The sequence below is a fragment of the Streptomyces malaysiensis subsp. samsunensis genome (genome assembly GCF_024519315.1).
Taxonomy (GTDB): domain Bacteria; phylum Actinomycetota; class Actinomycetes; order Streptomycetales; family Streptomycetaceae; genus Streptomyces; species Streptomyces malaysiensis.
Genome location: NZ_JANIIC010000023.1, coordinates 67,621 through 81,432, shown reverse-complemented (window position 1 = coordinate 81,432; position 13,812 = coordinate 67,621). Strand labels below are relative to the sequence as shown.

Here is a 13,812-nt window from a genome sequence, read left to right as displayed (position 1 = left end):
GGCGACCGCCCCTGGTCCGGCTGGATCTCCTCAGCCGACATGGACATGGGGGCGGCGGCCGCGGTCGGGCTCGGCCTCGCGGAGCACCTCACGGGTGACGGGGGCGACCTCGCCCTGACCGAAGAGGAAGAAGCGCAGGAAGTGGGCCAGCGGATGGCCCTCCGTCCACTCGAAGTAGATGTGTGGACGCTGCCCGGTCATGTCCCGCACCCACAGCAGCAGCGCGGCCAGCGCGTTGGGGATGGTGGCGCTCTGGAGGGTCAGCACGCGGTAGCGGCCGTGCAGCACCTCTCCGCACACCCGCAGATCGCTTTCGAACTCCGACGGGTCGGCCACGGTGACCTCGACGAAGATGATGTCGTCCTCGGGCGGGATGTCGTTGTCCGCCCGGATCTGGTGCTGCTTGTCGCGGTATTCGACCAGGTCACGGCGTTCCGGCTGATTGGCGATGAAGCGGATCCTGCGGTGCGCGGTGTCGCGGATGAACCGCTCGGCCAGCGGGTCGAACGTCACGCTGGTGACCCGTAGCTCGAACGCCCTGGCCACCCGGGACAGCAGCGACACCGCCAGGATGCCCGCGATGAAGCAGGCGCCGATCTTGACGCCGTCGGGCCGTTCGATCACGTTGACCGCGGTGGTGTACAGGAAAATCGCCGCGATGACGCCGAAGCCGAGGGTCCAGCGGCGCTGCCGGGCGCGCCGGGCGGCGATGGTGACGGCGATGGCGGCGGAGGTGATGAGCACGAGCACACCGGTGGCGTAGGCGCCGCCCTGGGCATCCACATCCGCCTTGAAGATCCAGGTCACCAGGAACGCGATGGCGATGAACACCAGCACCATGGGGCGGACCGCGCGCGCCCAGTGGGGGGCCATGCCGTAACGCGGCAGATAGCGGGGCATCAGATTGAGCAGTCCGGCCATGGCCGAGGCGCCGGCGAACCAGAGGATGGCGATGGTGGAGGCGTCATAGACGCTGCCGAACGCCGAGCCCAGGTACTCATGGGCGAGATAGGCCAGGGCACGCCCATTGGCCCGGCCGCCCGGTTCGAACTCCCGCTGCGGGATCAGCAGGGTCGTGATGAAGCTGGAGGTGATGAGGAAGACGCTCATGATCACCGCGGCGGTGGTCAGCAGCTTCCTGGCGCCGTGGATGCGTCCGGCGGGGCGCTCCGGGGTGTCGCCGGGCTTGCCCTCGATATGCGGCATGACGGCCACGCCGGTCTCGAATCCGGACAGGCCCAGGGCCAGCTTCGGGAAGATCACCAGCGCCACGCCGATCATCACCAGGGGGCTGCCGCGCTCGGCGACCAGCGCCCGGGACCAGTCGGGGATCACCTGCGGGGCGGTCCACACATGCCACAGCCCGACCGCCACCACGATGGCGTTGAGCAGCAGATAGACCGCGACCAGCGCCACCGCGATCCCGATGGCCTCGGTGAACCCCTTGAGGAACACCGCGCCCAGCAGCCCCACCAGGATCAGGGTGACGGCCACCTCATGGCCGTTCAGGGTCGAGGTGAAATGCGGGTTCTCCACCAGGTGGGCGGTGGCGTCGGCGGCGGAGAGGGTGATGGTGATGAGGAAGTCGGTGGCCGCGAAGCCCAGCAGGGTGAGAACGAACACCTTGCCCTTCCAGAAGGTCAGCAGCCGCTCCAGCATCGCGATCGAGCCCTGGCCGTGCGGACTCTCCTCGGCCACCCTGCGGTACACCGGCAGCGCGCCGACCAGGGTCACCACCACCAGCACCACGGTGGCCAGCGGGGAGAGCAGCCCGGCCGCCAGGGCGGCGATACCGGGCTGGTAACCGAGGGTGGAGAAGTAGTCCAGACCGGTCAGGCACATCACCCGCCACCACGGCCGGCCCTCGTGTACGCCCTCCGGCTCGGCATGCGGGCCGGGCTGGCGCTTGGCCATGTCGGTCAGGCCCTCCAGCAGCCATCCGCGTAGCCGGTGCCGTGCCCCGCCGTCGGAGGCGGCGCCGCCAGAGGTGGAGGAGGCCACGGGGTGCTCCCGTCGTCCAGCGAAAGGTTCCCGGCCCTCGGGGAACCCTTCGGCCAGCGTATGCGGGCCGGCCGGCCGCCACCCGGCCGGTGCCGCCGGCCGAAGGACATCGTCTTCTCAGTGAGTTCTCATCTTCGGTCCCTACGGTTGCGCCACATGGACACCACCAAGACCGACCAACCGACCGACACCGCAGCGCAGCCCGCAGAAGCCGAGGAAGCCACGGCGGAGGGTGTCCCGAACGCTGTATCGGACCCGCGTAAGACCCCGGACGCGCGGGAGACCCAGGACCCGGAGGAAACACCGGACGACTCGGAGACGTCCGCCTCCGTCGGGGAAACCACCGCCGATGACACCGCACCCCCTTCCCCGGCCACCGCGCCGGGCATCGTCCTCGGCGCCGCCTCGGTCGTGGGCGCCGGGCTCGGGCTCGCCTCGCTCACCGGCACCTGGCTCGGCACGATGTTGCAGGAGCGCAAGCAGCTGACCGGCCAGATCAAGGCCCAGTCCGGCTCCGCCGCCGATCAGATCGCCATGGTGTACGGCACTCCATGGCACACCACGGCCCTGGTCAACGGGCTGTTCGCGCTGGTCGCCGTGGTGATCGCCGGTGTGGTGCTGCTACGGCAGCGGCGGCCCGCCACGGCCGGGGCGCCCTGGGTGACCGCGGTGGCCTGGGGAGCGGTGGCGCTCGGTGTGATCGGACTGCTGATCGCCGCCGCCATGGGGCTCGACCTCTTCAGCGCCCTGCCGAAGGTGCCCGCGTCCCCGAACACTCCGGCCGGCTGACCCGCTCCGAGCGCGCCCCGTAGGCCGGATGGACCGGCGGGGCGCGCTCCGCCCGGCGGGCGTGTCACGATTGAGATCCCGGTATCGGGACACCCGGGGACGGGACAGGCCGTCCGGCCGCCCCGGCGGAGAGAGCCGCTCCGGCGCAGAGGGCCATCAGGATGGCATGGACTTTCCGCATACGGAGTTTCCCGCCGATGAGCCGTTCCACAGCGCACCACTCCGACCGGCACGGGACACCGCGTACGCGGCGGACGCCGGACCCGCCGGAGACCGCGCGCGCACCCGCCCCGCCGGACGCACACCAAGGGCCCGACCAGCCCGGCACGCCGGACGGACACCAGGGCCCGGACCAGCCCGGCACGCCGGACGAACGCCAGGGCCGGGACCGGCCCGGCGCGTCGCGGGGCGAGGACGCCCGGACCGCCATCACCGTCTTCGTCGCGCTCGGCGCCAATCTGCTCATCGCGCTGGCCAAGGCCGTCGGCGGGGTCTTCTCCGGCTCCCCCGCGCTGCTCTCCGAGGCCGCTCACTCAGGCGATCGACCCGGCCCAGCGCCGCGAGCTGCGCCGGGTCCTCGAGGCGCAGCCGGAGATCGACACCGTGACCAGTCTGCTGACGATGCGTCTGGGCAATGACTCGACGCTGGTGGCGGCCCGGGTCGACCTCGCCCCCGGCCACGACAGCGAGGAGGTCGAGGAGGTCCTGGTACGCGTCAAGACGGCGATGGCGGAGATCTGGCCGTACGCCGACCAGATCTTCCTCGATGTCACCGAAGCCTCGGCCAGGGACCGGGCGAGGGCGCGCGCGGACCGCCAGGCGCTCGACGAGCGGGTGGCCGCCGTGGAAAAGGAGGACCGCGGGACGTGGGATTGGCCTCGGCGGGCCTGGGTACCCGGCGTGGACCAGCCCACAACAGCGAACTCATGTACGGAGGCAGAACTGATGGGCCTCGGCGGTTGCATTTTGATGATCGCGGTGGGAGGGATTCTCACCTTCGCCACCGACTGGAACGCCAACGGTCTCAACGTCCACTTGGTCGGTCTGATCCTGATGGCCGTCGGCATCATCGGCACATCGGCGTATGTGAGTGTCTACAAGCGTCGGCGCGTCGTGGAGCCGACCGCCGTGGCTCCCCCGGTGGTCGAGGAGCCCGAGCGGCACCGGCACCACCACCACTACGGCTACTGAGTGCCGGAACGGCAGTTCCCTTTTCGACGAGGTGGCCCCCGCCGCGGGCGGGGGCCACCTCGTCGTCGTACGTCCCCTGGCCGACCGCGGCCGGCAGCCGGGCGACCCTGCCCTCGGCCATGCTGGACGGCGATCCGGCCACCGGCTGGGGCACCTCCCGGCTGCGGCTGGACCTCACCAGCCGCCATCCGGACGGGGCCGACGGCGCCCAGCGCATCGTCGCCTTCGAGGCCGGCGACGGCTGAGCGAACGTCTCACCGGCTCATCCCCAGCCGGTGGAGTAGCCGCGGTAGCGGCGGCGCCGGGGCCGGATGGTCAGCGTGGACAGCAGCCCGACGAACCCCACCACGATGACCACCAGACCGGGTCCGAAACCCTGGGCGTACGCCACCACATCGTCGAGCGTCGAGACGCCGTCGTCGTTCCCGGATGTCCCGGTGGCACCGGGCGCGGCGCCCGTCTGGCCGCCGGAGGCGATGGCCGGGTTGGGGCTCTGGGCCTTGGCACCCGGGATGCCCACCCCGAGCGCGCTCAGCGCCTTGGTCACGGGCTGGAAGAAGGTCACCCCGCCCTTCTCGCAGTCGCCGCTGCCGCCGGAGGTGACGCCGAGCGCCACGCCCTGGGCGAAGAGCGGCCCGCCGCTGTCGCCGGGCTCGGCGCACACGGTGGCCTGGACCAGCCTGGTGACCGTGCCCTCGGGGTAGTTGACCGTCGCGTTGAGCCCGGTCACCTTGCCCGAGCGCAGCCCGGTGGTGCTGCCGCTGCGGAACACCTCCTGGCCCACGACGGGGTCGGCGACACCGGTGACCCGCACCACCCGGCCGCCGCCGACGTCGAGCACACCGCTCTGGTCGAGCGAGGCGTTGTCGTACCGCACCAATGAGAAGTCACTGCCGGGGAAGCTGCTCCGGACCGTCGTGCCGATGCGGGTGCGGCCGCTGCCGTCGGTGAACCAGGGGGTGCCGGTGGGGCCGCAGTGCCCCGCCGTCAGGATGAACCCGGTCCGGCCGTCGGTGACGTTGAAACCCGCCGAACAGCGGCTGCCGTTGGTGAACATGGGAGAGGCCCCGGCGGTTCTGGTGGTGAAGGAGCCCGCCGTCCGCTGCGTCCGCACCTCGTCGCCCACCTCCGCGGCCAGCGCCTTCATCGTCGACCAGCGGGCGGTGGAGACACTGCTGTCGCCGACCAGCACGACCTGGTTGGACTTGGGGTCCACCATCCACGCGGTGCCCGCCACCCGGGGCGCGGAGCGCAGCTTCTCGGTCGCGGAGTCCAGTTGCTCCATGCTGTACCGCACCCGTTTGACGGTGGCCCCGGCCCGGCTGACCTCGTCCGCGGCCGTGTCGTCCGTCACCGCCACCACCGGGCGGCCGTCGGCGCCGATCCAGTTGCCCGCCGTACGGGAGGAGCCGAGCGCGGACACCAACCGTCCACCCACATCGTCCGCCTGACGCGCGCTCAGGGCTCTCGAACCCTCGTTTCCGGTCGTCCCGTGGGCCGATCCGCCCGGCCCGGCCTGGGAGACCATCACCCCGCCACAGACCAGTGCCCCGACAGCCACGAACCGCACGGCCCGGCGCACGCCGCGCCGCATGTGCTTCACCACCCTGCCTCCTTACGTCGATCCGGAGGGCCCCGGACGGCGAAGGCCCACCCCTCATACGCAAGGAAGCGTCATCCTGTTCACTCCCCGGACGGCGACGGGTCCCAGAGGTCAGCGCCGGTCGCCGTAGCGCTTGCCGAGGAACCCCCCGACCAGGGCGGCCGTACCACCGCCGAGGATGGCCGCGCCCTGGGTGGCGGCGTCATGGGCGAGGAAGTACGTGGCCACCCAGACGTACGCCACGACCGTGCCGGCGCCCAGCAGCGAGCCGAACGCCTGCAACCCCGTGTGCACCCAGTCCATACGGCGGCGGTGCTCGCGCTCCCGCTGGAGTTCGGTGAGCATCCACTCCACCGTGCCGGGCCTGACCGCCTCCCACTCCTTGGCCTGCTCCACCGGCAGCCGGTCGCCCCAGGGCACCGCCGACTCCGCAGGGCCGCCCTGGACGGGGTTCTCACTCGTGTTCTCGGTCACGGAGCCTCCCCCGGACGGTCCGGACGGGATGTGGGGTCCGCGCCCGCCACCCGTGGCGGTGGCGGGCCGAGCGCGGTGAGGAAGTCGGCCATGTCCCGTTCCATCTCTCGCTCCACCGGACGCCGCGCCCGCCGATCAGGGGGCTGAGGCATCGCCAGGGCGGCCAGATACCCCTCGCGCAGCGGCTGCCAGGGCCCGGCGGGGCGGGCGCCCGCCTCCCCGGCGTCCGGGCGCAGTGCGTCGAGCCACCGGGCCTGCCGGTCCCGCTGTCTGGCCGATGCGAAGCCGCGCGCCGCGAGCGCCAGCCACAACAGGCCGAGACATCCGGGCCCCACCCATCCGGGAACGTCGTCCCAGGAGCCCGGGGTCAGCGAGGGCAGGGCCAGCGCGCCCGACACGGCGAGCAGGATCCCCAGCACGATGACGATCGGGGCGAGGGCTCCGGCGCCGCCCGCACCGCTCGCCCGGGGGGCAGGCCGCATGGCCTCCGCGGCCCCCGCGGGCGCGGGGAGGGCCGCTGTCTCGGCCCCCGGGGCGGACATGGGCTCGCCCCGGGCCGAGTCGCGCAGCAGCGCCTCTGCCTCATCGGCCGTCAGCCGCCGCTCCGGGTCCTTGACCAGCAGTCCCTCGATCAGCGGCCGCAGCGCACCCGCGTATCTCATGGACGGCGGCGGGGCGCTCCGCACCGCGCTCATCACCTCGCCCACCGTCAGCCCCTCGAACGGCGCACGGCCCTCGATGGCCTCGTACAGGGTCACGCCCAGGGACCACAGGTCGGCCTTCAGCATCCCTTCCGCGGTCGCCGGAAGGGAGGGGGACGTGAAGCGTTCCGGTGCCATATAGGCGGGTGTGCCGACCACACCGCCCTCGTCCGCGAAGGTCAGGCCCAGCTGGTCCACCAGCACCGCGGGGCCGTCCGGGCGGAAGAGGACGTTACGCGGTTTGACGTCCCCATGGGCCATCCCCGCCGCGTACAGCGCACGTAATCCGCGCAGCACTTCCAGGCCGATCCGGGCCGTCTCGGTCACGCCGAGCCGCCCGCCCCGATCGCCGATCCGGTCCGCCAGCGAACGCTGGTCGAGGCGCTCCATGACGATCCAGACCCGGCCGTCGCTCTCGCCCAGGTCGTAGATGGCGGCCAGGTGCCGATGCAGGGTCGAGGCGAGGACCCGGACCTCGCGGCGCAACCGGCCGAGCCAGCGCGTATACGCCTCCGGGTCCGGATCGCCGTCCGGGGTCAGCTCCTTGACGACGACGGGGCGGCCGAGCAATACGTCGTAGGCGTCCCAGACCATGCTCATACCGCCGCGGCCCATGCGCGCGCGCAGTTGGTACCGGCCGCCGATCACGGTTCCGTGGGGCGATCCTGAATCATTCCCCCGCTCCTCCCCGCCGGAGGCTTCCCCGGTCGTCATCCGCTCCCCCTCACCAGCCGACTGACGCCCACAGTAGGGCGTCGGCCGGGCCCGGCGAAGGGGGTGGTGCGCATGGACACGCGTGCGGTGGGGCGGCGCGCCTCACGAGGCGCCCTTGGCGTAGGGCGCGCTGGTGAACACCACCTCGTCCGCGGCGCCGTCGGTCACCCAGAACCGTTGCGGCTTCTCCCCGTAGAGCGCGAAGAGCGGGTCCGGCCCCCAGGCCAGCACGACCTCGTCCTTGCCGTCGTGGTCGAAGTCCCCGGCGCCGTGGAGCCTGACGGCGCGCCGCTTCTTCGGCACCTCGTGGCCGTCCACACGGGCCGGGACGGTGCGGTCGAGGGTGCGGCGGTGGGCGATCTCCCCGGGGGCGTCCGGGCGGATCGTCAGCAGTTCGGTGCCGCCGGTGCGCAGCGAGACGGCCAGTTCGTCGGTGCCGTCCCCGTCGGTGTCGGCCGCGGCGAGCACATCGCCGCCCAGGGCGGGGATCCTGATCGGCCGGGGGTCCGATCCGGCCGAGCGCTCGGTGTACACGCTGACCGACTGGCTGACGTCCGCGGGCTCGGTCTCATAGCCCGGTTCGTCGTTGCGGCTGCCGGTGTCGGCGACCGCGACATCCCGCTTCCCGTCGCCGTCGAAGTCGCCGAAGGCGATGGCGTTGCCCTTACGGAGGGTGCGGCCGGTGGTGGCGAGGCCGTCCGGGCCCGCCGTGAGGAGCGCGGACTCCGTCTGGTCGTCGTCGCCCTGCGCGTGCACCACCAGATCGGTGGGCCGGTCGCCGTCGATGGCGTCGGCGTGCAGCTCCGCGATCTGGCCGCTGGGGCCGAGGGGGTTGGCGTATGTCTCGGTGCGGGCGGCCTTGCCGTCACGGCCGAACGGCCCGTACAGCACGTGGAAGTCCTTGCCTCCCTGGCGCACGGCGGCCAGATCGTGGTGTCCGTCCCCGTTGAAGTCACCCGTCGTCAGGGGCCACGGGCTCTCCAGGCCGTCGTCGGCGTCGGCCAGCCCCACCGGAGTGGCGGGGGCTCCCCGGCGCGGTCCCTCGGGGCCGCCCCAGGTGATGTACGGAAGCGTCTGGGTGGTGATGTGAACGCGCCCGGCACTGGCCGGGTCGCGCTCCTTGGTGGCGGTGGCGATCACATCGGCGCAGCCGTCGCCGTCGAGGTCGGCGGTGGTCGCGGACCGCATCTCGCCCGCGATGCGGTCGTCCCATCCGGCGCCGGTGGGCAGGCCGAGGTCCGTACGGCCGAGCACGGTGCGGACGGCGGGGTCGAGCCCCTTCGCCGAGCCGTACACGAAGGCGATATGGCGCAGGCCGCCGAGCTCCTCGTCGGAGGCGAGCGGGATTCTGAGCTCGGGGCGGCCGTCGCCGTTCAGGTCGTCCGGCAGCGCGCTGCCCCCGCCCCGGGGGACGGGAGCGGTCGCGGTGGGGGTGACGACAGGTGAGGCCGTGCTCTTCCCGGCCCCGTCGCCACCCTTCTTCCCGTCATCTCCACCGCCACCGCCGCACGCGGTGAGCAGCGCCAGCGCGGTGGCGCAAAGAGTGGCGGTGACGGGGCGGAGCCTGGTGGTGGGGGATGCCATCAAGCTACGACAGCGCATTCCGGTGCGGACACGCCATCGGAGAGATCATTTCGTTACGGCAGGCCGCCCACCGGCCGGTGTCCGGCCGTCATGGCATGGCCTCCCGCCCGCCGGTGTCCGCTCGTCACGGCACGCGCTCCGCCAGCGCGCACCCGCTCCTTACGACACGCCCTCCGTCAGCGCGCGTCCACTCCTTACGACACGCCCTCCGCCAACGGGTGTCCGCAGCGCAGATTCCAGCGGCCCGCGCGGCCGCTGAGCTCCGTCGCGGTCAGCGGGGCGACGTCCAGCCGCCAGAAGGCGGGGGCGGGCAGGCCGAGGGCGTGGACGAGCGCGGCCCGGACCACGGCCGGTTCCACCACGGCGAGCAGCCGACCCTCACGGGCCGGTCCGGACGGACTCGCTGAACCCTCTTTCCGGGCCTCCAGCCAGACCCCGATCCGTTCCACCAACGCCAGCAGCGACTCGCCACCGTGTGGCGCCGCGGCCGGATCGGACAGCCACGCGGCGACCTCCTCCGGGGCCCGCTGCCCCACCTCGTCCAGTGAACGGCCCCGCCAGCGGCCCACATCGAGATCGCCCAGCTCCGGCGCCACGACGGCGTCGAGCCCCAGGGCCGCGGCGGTACCGCGGCAGCGCTCGGAGGGTGCGGTGAACGCCATGTCGTGGCGGGGCAGCGCCGCGGCCGCCGCCCGCGCCCGGCGCACCCCGGCCGCGTCCGGCGGGGCGTCGTCGAACCGCACCTGCCGCAGTGCCGCGTTGACGGCGGGCGCGACCAGCGTGATACGCACCACCCAGCCCCCCATCCGCACCATTCGCCCATGTAGAGGCACACATTCGGGCATCCGCCCCGTAGCGGCGGACGACGCTCGCACGCTACCGTCTCATGGAGACGACGGCGTGACGGAAGCCCGGTGAGATTCCGGCACGGTCGCGCCACTGTATGTCCGGCGGAGCACCCGTTACGCGGGCCGCCCGCCGGGCGAGTCAGACCCAGCGCCGTCGTATGAGCACCAACGACCGGGACGCGTGTTCCCCAGGAGGTTCCACCATGGCTCAGTCCGCCGTTTCCGCATCCAGCGCCCAGCCGGTGCCGGAGATCACCCCCATCTCGCTGAAGGCCATCGCCCCGTGGGCGCTCTTCTTCGGCCTCCTCATGCTGATCCTCCTGTACTTCATCGGCGCCGAGCAGGGCGCCACCGCCGTGCTCTCCGGCGAAGGTGTGCACGAGTGGGTCCACGACGGCCGCCATCTGCTCGGCTTCCCCTGCCACTGACCCCGGCCTCCGCTTTCCGCCGCAGGTCCCGTCCCCAGGGGAATCGAATCCTTCATGAACTCCATATCCGTCCGGGCGTTGCTCGTCCGGGGCATGCTCGCGGGCCTCGCCGCCGGGCTTCCGGCACTCGGTGTGGCCTATCTGCTCGGCGAGCCGCGCGTGGACTCGGCCATCGCGTACGAGGACGCGCACAGCCATGAGCACGGCGCGGAGCTCGTCAGCCGCACCATGCAGTCCACCGCCGGTCTGAGCACCGGTGTTCTCGTCTACGGTGTCGCCTTCGGCGGTATCGCGGCCCTCGCGGTGTGTGTGGCCCTCGGCCGCATCGGCCGGTTCGGGCCGCGTGCCACCGCCGCGCTGGTATCGCTGGGCGCGCTGGTGGCCGGCTATCTGGTGCCGTTCTTCAAGTACCCGGCCAATCCGCCGGCCGTGGGCGATCCGGACACCCTCGACCAGCGCACCACGCTGTACTTCCTGATGGTCGTGCTCAGTGTGCTGCTGGCCGTGGGCGCGGTCATCCTCGGCAGACGGCTCGCGCCCCGGCTCGGCAACTGGAATGCCACGGTGGCCGCGGCGGTGGCCTTCATCGTGGTGGTGGGCCTGGCATACGCCTTCCTGCCGTCGTTCAACGAGGTGCCCGAGGGGTTCCCCGCGACACTGCTCTGGCAGTTCCGGCTGACCGCCCTCGCGGTCCAGTGCGCTCTGTGGGTGTCGTTCGGCCTGCTCTTCGGACATCTGGCCGAGCGGCTGCTGTCGCCGCGCCCTACGGCGGCGGACCGGGTGGCGGCCACGGGCGCCACCGGTCCGGCCACCGCCGAACGGCCCTGATCACATCGGCGTGACCCGGGTGGCGGATCCCGCCACCCGGCAAGCGCAGCCGCGGATGCACATGGCCGCGAACCCCGACACGGTGGAGATATCGGACATCACCGACCGGGTTGGGGTGCTGGGGTATGCGCGTGACCGGACTTGGGCATGCTGGGCTGTTCATCGAGACCGCGGCGGGATCGGTGCTCTGCGATCCATGGGTCAATCCCGCCTTCTTCGGCTCGTGGTTTCCGTTCCCGGACAACACCGATCTGGACTGGGCGCACTATGGGCGCGCGGCGGACTATCTGTATGTCTCCCATCTGCACCGCGACCACTTCGACGCGGAGAATCTGCGCCGGAACGTGCGCAAGGACGTCACGGTGCTGCTTCCGGCCTTCGCCACCGATGAGCTGGAACGCGAGCTGAGGGCGCTCGGCTTCACCAACTTCCTGCACACCCGCTCCGGTACACCGGTCGAGCGCGACGGTCTGCGCATCATGATCACCGCGTTGACCGGCCCCGGGGACGGCCCCATCGGCGACTCGGCGCTCTCGCTGGACGACGGCCGGAGCGTGCTGCTCAACCAGAACGACGCCCATCCGCTGGACATCGCGGCGATCCGGGACTTCGGCGAGGTGGACGCGTACTTCGTCCAGTTCTCCGGGGCCATCTGGTACCCGATGGTGTACCAGCTGCCGCACTCGGCCAAGAAGGAGTTCGCCGCGCGCAAGCGGCAGGGGCAGTTCGACCGGGCGCTGCGGTACATCGACGCGGTGGAAGCCAAGCATGTGTTCCCCAACGCGGGCCCGCCGTGCTTCCTCGACGACGAGCTCTTCGAGCACAACGGCACCGGCCGGGACGGGGAGAGCATCTTCGTGGACCAGCTGGAGTTCCTGCGTCAGCTGGGCCGGGCGCGCCCGGAGGTGGCGGCGCATCTGCTGCTGCCCGGGACGGTGGCGGAGCCGGAGAGCACGGCGTGCAAGCTCAGCCACCGCTACACCGAGATGGAGATCGAGCGCGTCTTCGGCGAGAAGCGCGCGTATCTGCGGGACTTCGCGGCCCGGCAGCAGCCCGCGCTCGCCGCCGAGCGCGCCTCGCGGGCCCCCGCGCTGCCGCGCGAGCGGCTGCTGAGCGAGCTGAAGCAGTGGTGGGAGCCGCTGCTGACCAGGGCCGACCGGATCTGCGCGGGTGTCGGCGGCCCGGCGCGGCTCGATGTGGGCGACGTGCCCATCGTGATCGACTTCCCGGCGCGGGAGGTCCGCCTCTGGGACGGTGAGCGCTGCCGCTACACGCTGTCCACCTCGGCCGATCTGGTGGCCACCAATATCGCCCGGCGCGAGGTGGACTGGTCCAACAGCCTGCTGTTGTCGATGCGGTTCACCGCCAGCCGGATCGGGCCCTACAACGAGTTCCTGTATGTGTTCTTCAAGTGCCTGTCCATGGAGCGCATCGAGTACGTGGAGAACTACTACGACTCCTGCCAGGACGACGGCCAGGACATCGAGCTGGACGGCTGGCGGGTGCAGCGGCGCTGCCCCCATCTGCGCGCCGACCTCGAACGGTTCGGGCAGATCGAGGGCGAGGTGCTCACCTGCACCCTGCACGGCTGGCGCTACGACCTGTCCACCGGCCGCTGTCTGACCTCGGACGGACACGACATCCGCGCCTCGGCCGTGTCCTGACCCAGGGCCTGACCGGCCGCCCTGGTGGCACGGCGCCGTCCCTACGATGGGTGGGACCAGCGACGATCGGTACGACAGGAGCGATGCCCCCATGCCCGAGGTCCCGAAGCCGACCGGCTCCCCCGCCCGTCGACACGTCACCTTCCCCAGCGCCGGAACCACCGCCCACGGGTATCTGGCGCTGCCGCCCTCCGGGCGGGGGCCGGGGTTGATCGTCATTCAGGAGTGGTGGGGCCTGGACCACCACATCGCCGATGTCACCGACCGGCTGGCCCGCGAGGGCTTTGTCGCGCTGGCGCCCGATCTGTACGGGGGCAGCGTCGCCCATAGCGCCGAAGAGGCGTACCGGATGATGGCGGAACTGCCGGTGGCACGTGGGGTCGAGCTGCTCTCCGGGGCGGTCGGCCATCTCCTCGGCCGGCCCGAGGTCACCTCCGACACCGTGGGGGCGGTCGGATTCTGCATGGGCGGCGGTTTTGTGCTGTATCTGGCCGCCACCGACTCCCGGGTCGGCGCGGCGGTGCCCTTCTACGGCGTCATCCAGGGCGAGCTGCCGGACTTCTCCGGTCTGCGGGCCGACATCCTGGGCCATTTCGGGGAGAAGGACACCACCATTCCGCTGGACGGTCTGGAGGAGCTGCGCCGGGCCATCCGGGAGGGGTCCGGGGTGCAGCCTGATTTCCGGCTCTATCCGGCGGGTCACGCCTTCTTCAACGACGAGCGGCCGTCCTATCACGCGGAATCCGCGGTGTCGGCCTGGCAGAGCACGCTCGACTTCCTGCACGAGCGGCTGGGCTGACGAAATCGGCTCGTCCCCGGAAAGGGCCTTAAGGCTTCATGAAGCCTTAAGGCCCTTTTAAGGTCCGACCCGGCAGGCCCGGCACGGTTCAATTCTCAATCACATTCATCCAAAAAACTTTCCGCCGGTCATGAGACGACTCCGGCATCCGCCCGTATGGGATGGCGGACAGCTTGAAATAAGGAGTC

The 13,812-nt window shown here is 71.7% G+C and carries 14 protein-coding genes; 8 read left to right on the top strand and 6 right to left on the bottom strand.

Annotation, left to right across the window (positions count from 1 at the left end; genetic code table 11):
* Positions 1 to 30 precede the first annotated feature (30 nt).
* Complete coding sequence (locus tag NQU54_RS20575) at positions 31 to 1,914, bottom strand: APC family permease (RefSeq protein WP_257632368.1); 1,884 nt, start codon at positions 1,912 to 1,914, stop codon at positions 31 to 33.
* A 243-nt stretch (positions 1,915 to 2,157) separates the two neighbouring features.
* Between NQU54_RS20575 and NQU54_RS20570 the strand changes: the two genes are divergently transcribed.
* The 4 genes from NQU54_RS20570 (at position 2,158) to NQU54_RS20555 (ending at position 4,226) form a co-directional block, all read left to right on the top strand.
* Positions 2,158 to 2,790 (top strand): hypothetical protein, encoded by a 633-nt coding sequence (locus tag NQU54_RS20570; protein WP_099012442.1) that lies wholly within the window; start codon positions 2,158 to 2,160, stop codon positions 2,788 to 2,790.
* 197 nt (positions 2,791 to 2,987) lie between these two features.
* Entirely contained in the window at positions 2,988 to 3,428 is a 441-nt protein-coding gene (locus tag NQU54_RS50125; RefSeq protein ID WP_372505961.1) for a cation efflux transmembrane domain-containing protein, read from the top strand.
* A 307-nt stretch (positions 3,429 to 3,735) separates the two neighbouring features.
* Positions 3,736 to 3,981 (top strand): hypothetical protein, encoded by a 246-nt coding sequence (locus tag NQU54_RS20560; RefSeq protein ID WP_257632367.1) that lies wholly within the window; start codon positions 3,736 to 3,738, stop codon positions 3,979 to 3,981.
* 119 nt (positions 3,982 to 4,100) lie between these two features.
* Positions 4,101 to 4,226 (top strand): hypothetical protein, encoded by a 126-nt coding sequence (locus NQU54_RS20555; protein ID WP_257632330.1) that lies wholly within the window; start codon positions 4,101 to 4,103, stop codon positions 4,224 to 4,226.
* A gap of 17 nt (positions 4,227 to 4,243) precedes the next feature.
* On the opposite strand, the gene NQU54_RS20550 is transcribed toward NQU54_RS20555, so the two are convergent.
* From NQU54_RS20550 to NQU54_RS20530, 5 genes are all read right to left on the bottom strand, one after another.
* On the bottom strand, positions 4,244 to 5,584 hold the full coding sequence (locus tag NQU54_RS20550) for a S1 family peptidase (protein ID WP_257632366.1): 1,341 nt from the start codon (positions 5,582 to 5,584) through the stop codon (positions 4,244 to 4,246).
* 111 nt (positions 5,585 to 5,695) lie between these two features.
* The gene (locus tag NQU54_RS20545) at positions 5,696 to 6,058 is read right to left on the bottom strand and encodes a hypothetical protein (RefSeq protein ID WP_257632329.1); all 363 of its coding nucleotides are present in this window, start codon (positions 6,056 to 6,058) and stop codon (positions 5,696 to 5,698) included.
* Positions 6,055 to 7,473, bottom strand: a complete 1,419-nt coding sequence (locus NQU54_RS20540; RefSeq protein ID WP_257632328.1) for a serine/threonine-protein kinase — start codon at positions 7,471 to 7,473, stop codon at positions 6,055 to 6,057. Before NQU54_RS20540 ends, NQU54_RS20545 begins: the two co-directional genes overlap by 4 nt.
* Before the next feature lie 102 nt (positions 7,474 to 7,575).
* On the bottom strand, positions 7,576 to 9,057 hold the full coding sequence (locus tag NQU54_RS20535) for an FG-GAP repeat domain-containing protein (protein WP_257632327.1): 1,482 nt from the start codon (positions 9,055 to 9,057) through the stop codon (positions 7,576 to 7,578).
* Positions 9,058 to 9,251: 194 nt separating this feature from the next.
* Positions 9,252 to 9,851 carry a histidine phosphatase family protein gene (locus NQU54_RS20530; RefSeq protein WP_257632326.1) on the bottom strand — a complete coding sequence of 200 codons (600 nt, stop codon included), beginning with the start codon at positions 9,849 to 9,851 and terminating at the stop codon, positions 9,252 to 9,254.
* A 257-nt stretch (positions 9,852 to 10,108) separates the two neighbouring features.
* Here NQU54_RS20530 and NQU54_RS20525 point away from each other — a divergent pair, with 257 nt between their 5' ends.
* The 4 genes from NQU54_RS20525 to NQU54_RS20510 all read left to right on the top strand — a co-directional run bounded on the left by NQU54_RS20525 (position 10,109) and on the right by NQU54_RS20510 (position 13,624).
* Positions 10,109 to 10,333, top strand: coding sequence for a CbtB domain-containing protein (locus NQU54_RS20525; protein WP_257632325.1), 225 nt, complete (start codon positions 10,109 to 10,111; stop codon positions 10,331 to 10,333).
* A gap of 54 nt (positions 10,334 to 10,387) precedes the next feature.
* Positions 10,388 to 11,161 (top strand): CbtA family protein, encoded by a 774-nt coding sequence (locus NQU54_RS20520; protein WP_257632324.1) that lies wholly within the window; start codon positions 10,388 to 10,390, stop codon positions 11,159 to 11,161.
* 125 nt (positions 11,162 to 11,286) lie between these two features.
* Positions 11,287 to 12,825 (top strand): Rieske 2Fe-2S domain-containing protein, encoded by a 1,539-nt coding sequence (locus NQU54_RS20515; RefSeq protein WP_257632323.1) that lies wholly within the window; start codon positions 11,287 to 11,289, stop codon positions 12,823 to 12,825.
* A 91-nt stretch (positions 12,826 to 12,916) separates the two neighbouring features.
* Positions 12,917 to 13,624 carry a dienelactone hydrolase family protein gene (locus NQU54_RS20510; protein WP_257632322.1) on the top strand — a complete coding sequence of 236 codons (708 nt, stop codon included), beginning with the start codon at positions 12,917 to 12,919 and terminating at the stop codon, positions 13,622 to 13,624.
* The last annotated feature ends 188 nt before the right edge of the window (positions 13,625 to 13,812 follow it).

Excerpts from the sequence above, each read along its gene's own strand:
- NQU54_RS20575 (WP_257632368.1), bottom strand. The coding sequence starts at position 1,914 with ATGGCCAAGCGCCAGCCCGGCCCGCATGCCGAGCCGGAGGGCGTACAC.
- NQU54_RS20570 (WP_099012442.1), top strand. The coding sequence starts at position 2,158 with ATGGACACCACCAAGACCGACCAACCGACCGACACCGCAGCGCAGCCC.
- NQU54_RS50125 (WP_372505961.1), top strand. The coding sequence starts at position 2,988 with ATGAGCCGTTCCACAGCGCACCACTCCGACCGGCACGGGACACCGCGT.
- NQU54_RS20560 (WP_257632367.1), top strand. The coding sequence starts at position 3,736 with ATGGGCCTCGGCGGTTGCATTTTGATGATCGCGGTGGGAGGGATTCTC.
- NQU54_RS20555 (WP_257632330.1), top strand. The coding sequence starts at position 4,101 with ATGCTGGACGGCGATCCGGCCACCGGCTGGGGCACCTCCCGGCTGCGG.
- NQU54_RS20540 (WP_257632328.1), bottom strand. The coding sequence starts at position 7,473 with ATGACGACCGGGGAAGCCTCCGGCGGGGAGGAGCGGGGGAATGATTCA.
- NQU54_RS20535 (WP_257632327.1), bottom strand. The coding sequence starts at position 9,057 with ATGGCATCCCCCACCACCAGGCTCCGCCCCGTCACCGCCACTCTTTGC.
- NQU54_RS20525 (WP_257632325.1), top strand. The coding sequence starts at position 10,109 with ATGGCTCAGTCCGCCGTTTCCGCATCCAGCGCCCAGCCGGTGCCGGAG.
- NQU54_RS20520 (WP_257632324.1), top strand. The coding sequence starts at position 10,388 with ATGAACTCCATATCCGTCCGGGCGTTGCTCGTCCGGGGCATGCTCGCG.
- NQU54_RS20515 (WP_257632323.1), top strand. The coding sequence starts at position 11,287 with ATGCGCGTGACCGGACTTGGGCATGCTGGGCTGTTCATCGAGACCGCG.
- NQU54_RS20510 (WP_257632322.1), top strand. The coding sequence starts at position 12,917 with ATGCCCGAGGTCCCGAAGCCGACCGGCTCCCCCGCCCGTCGACACGTC.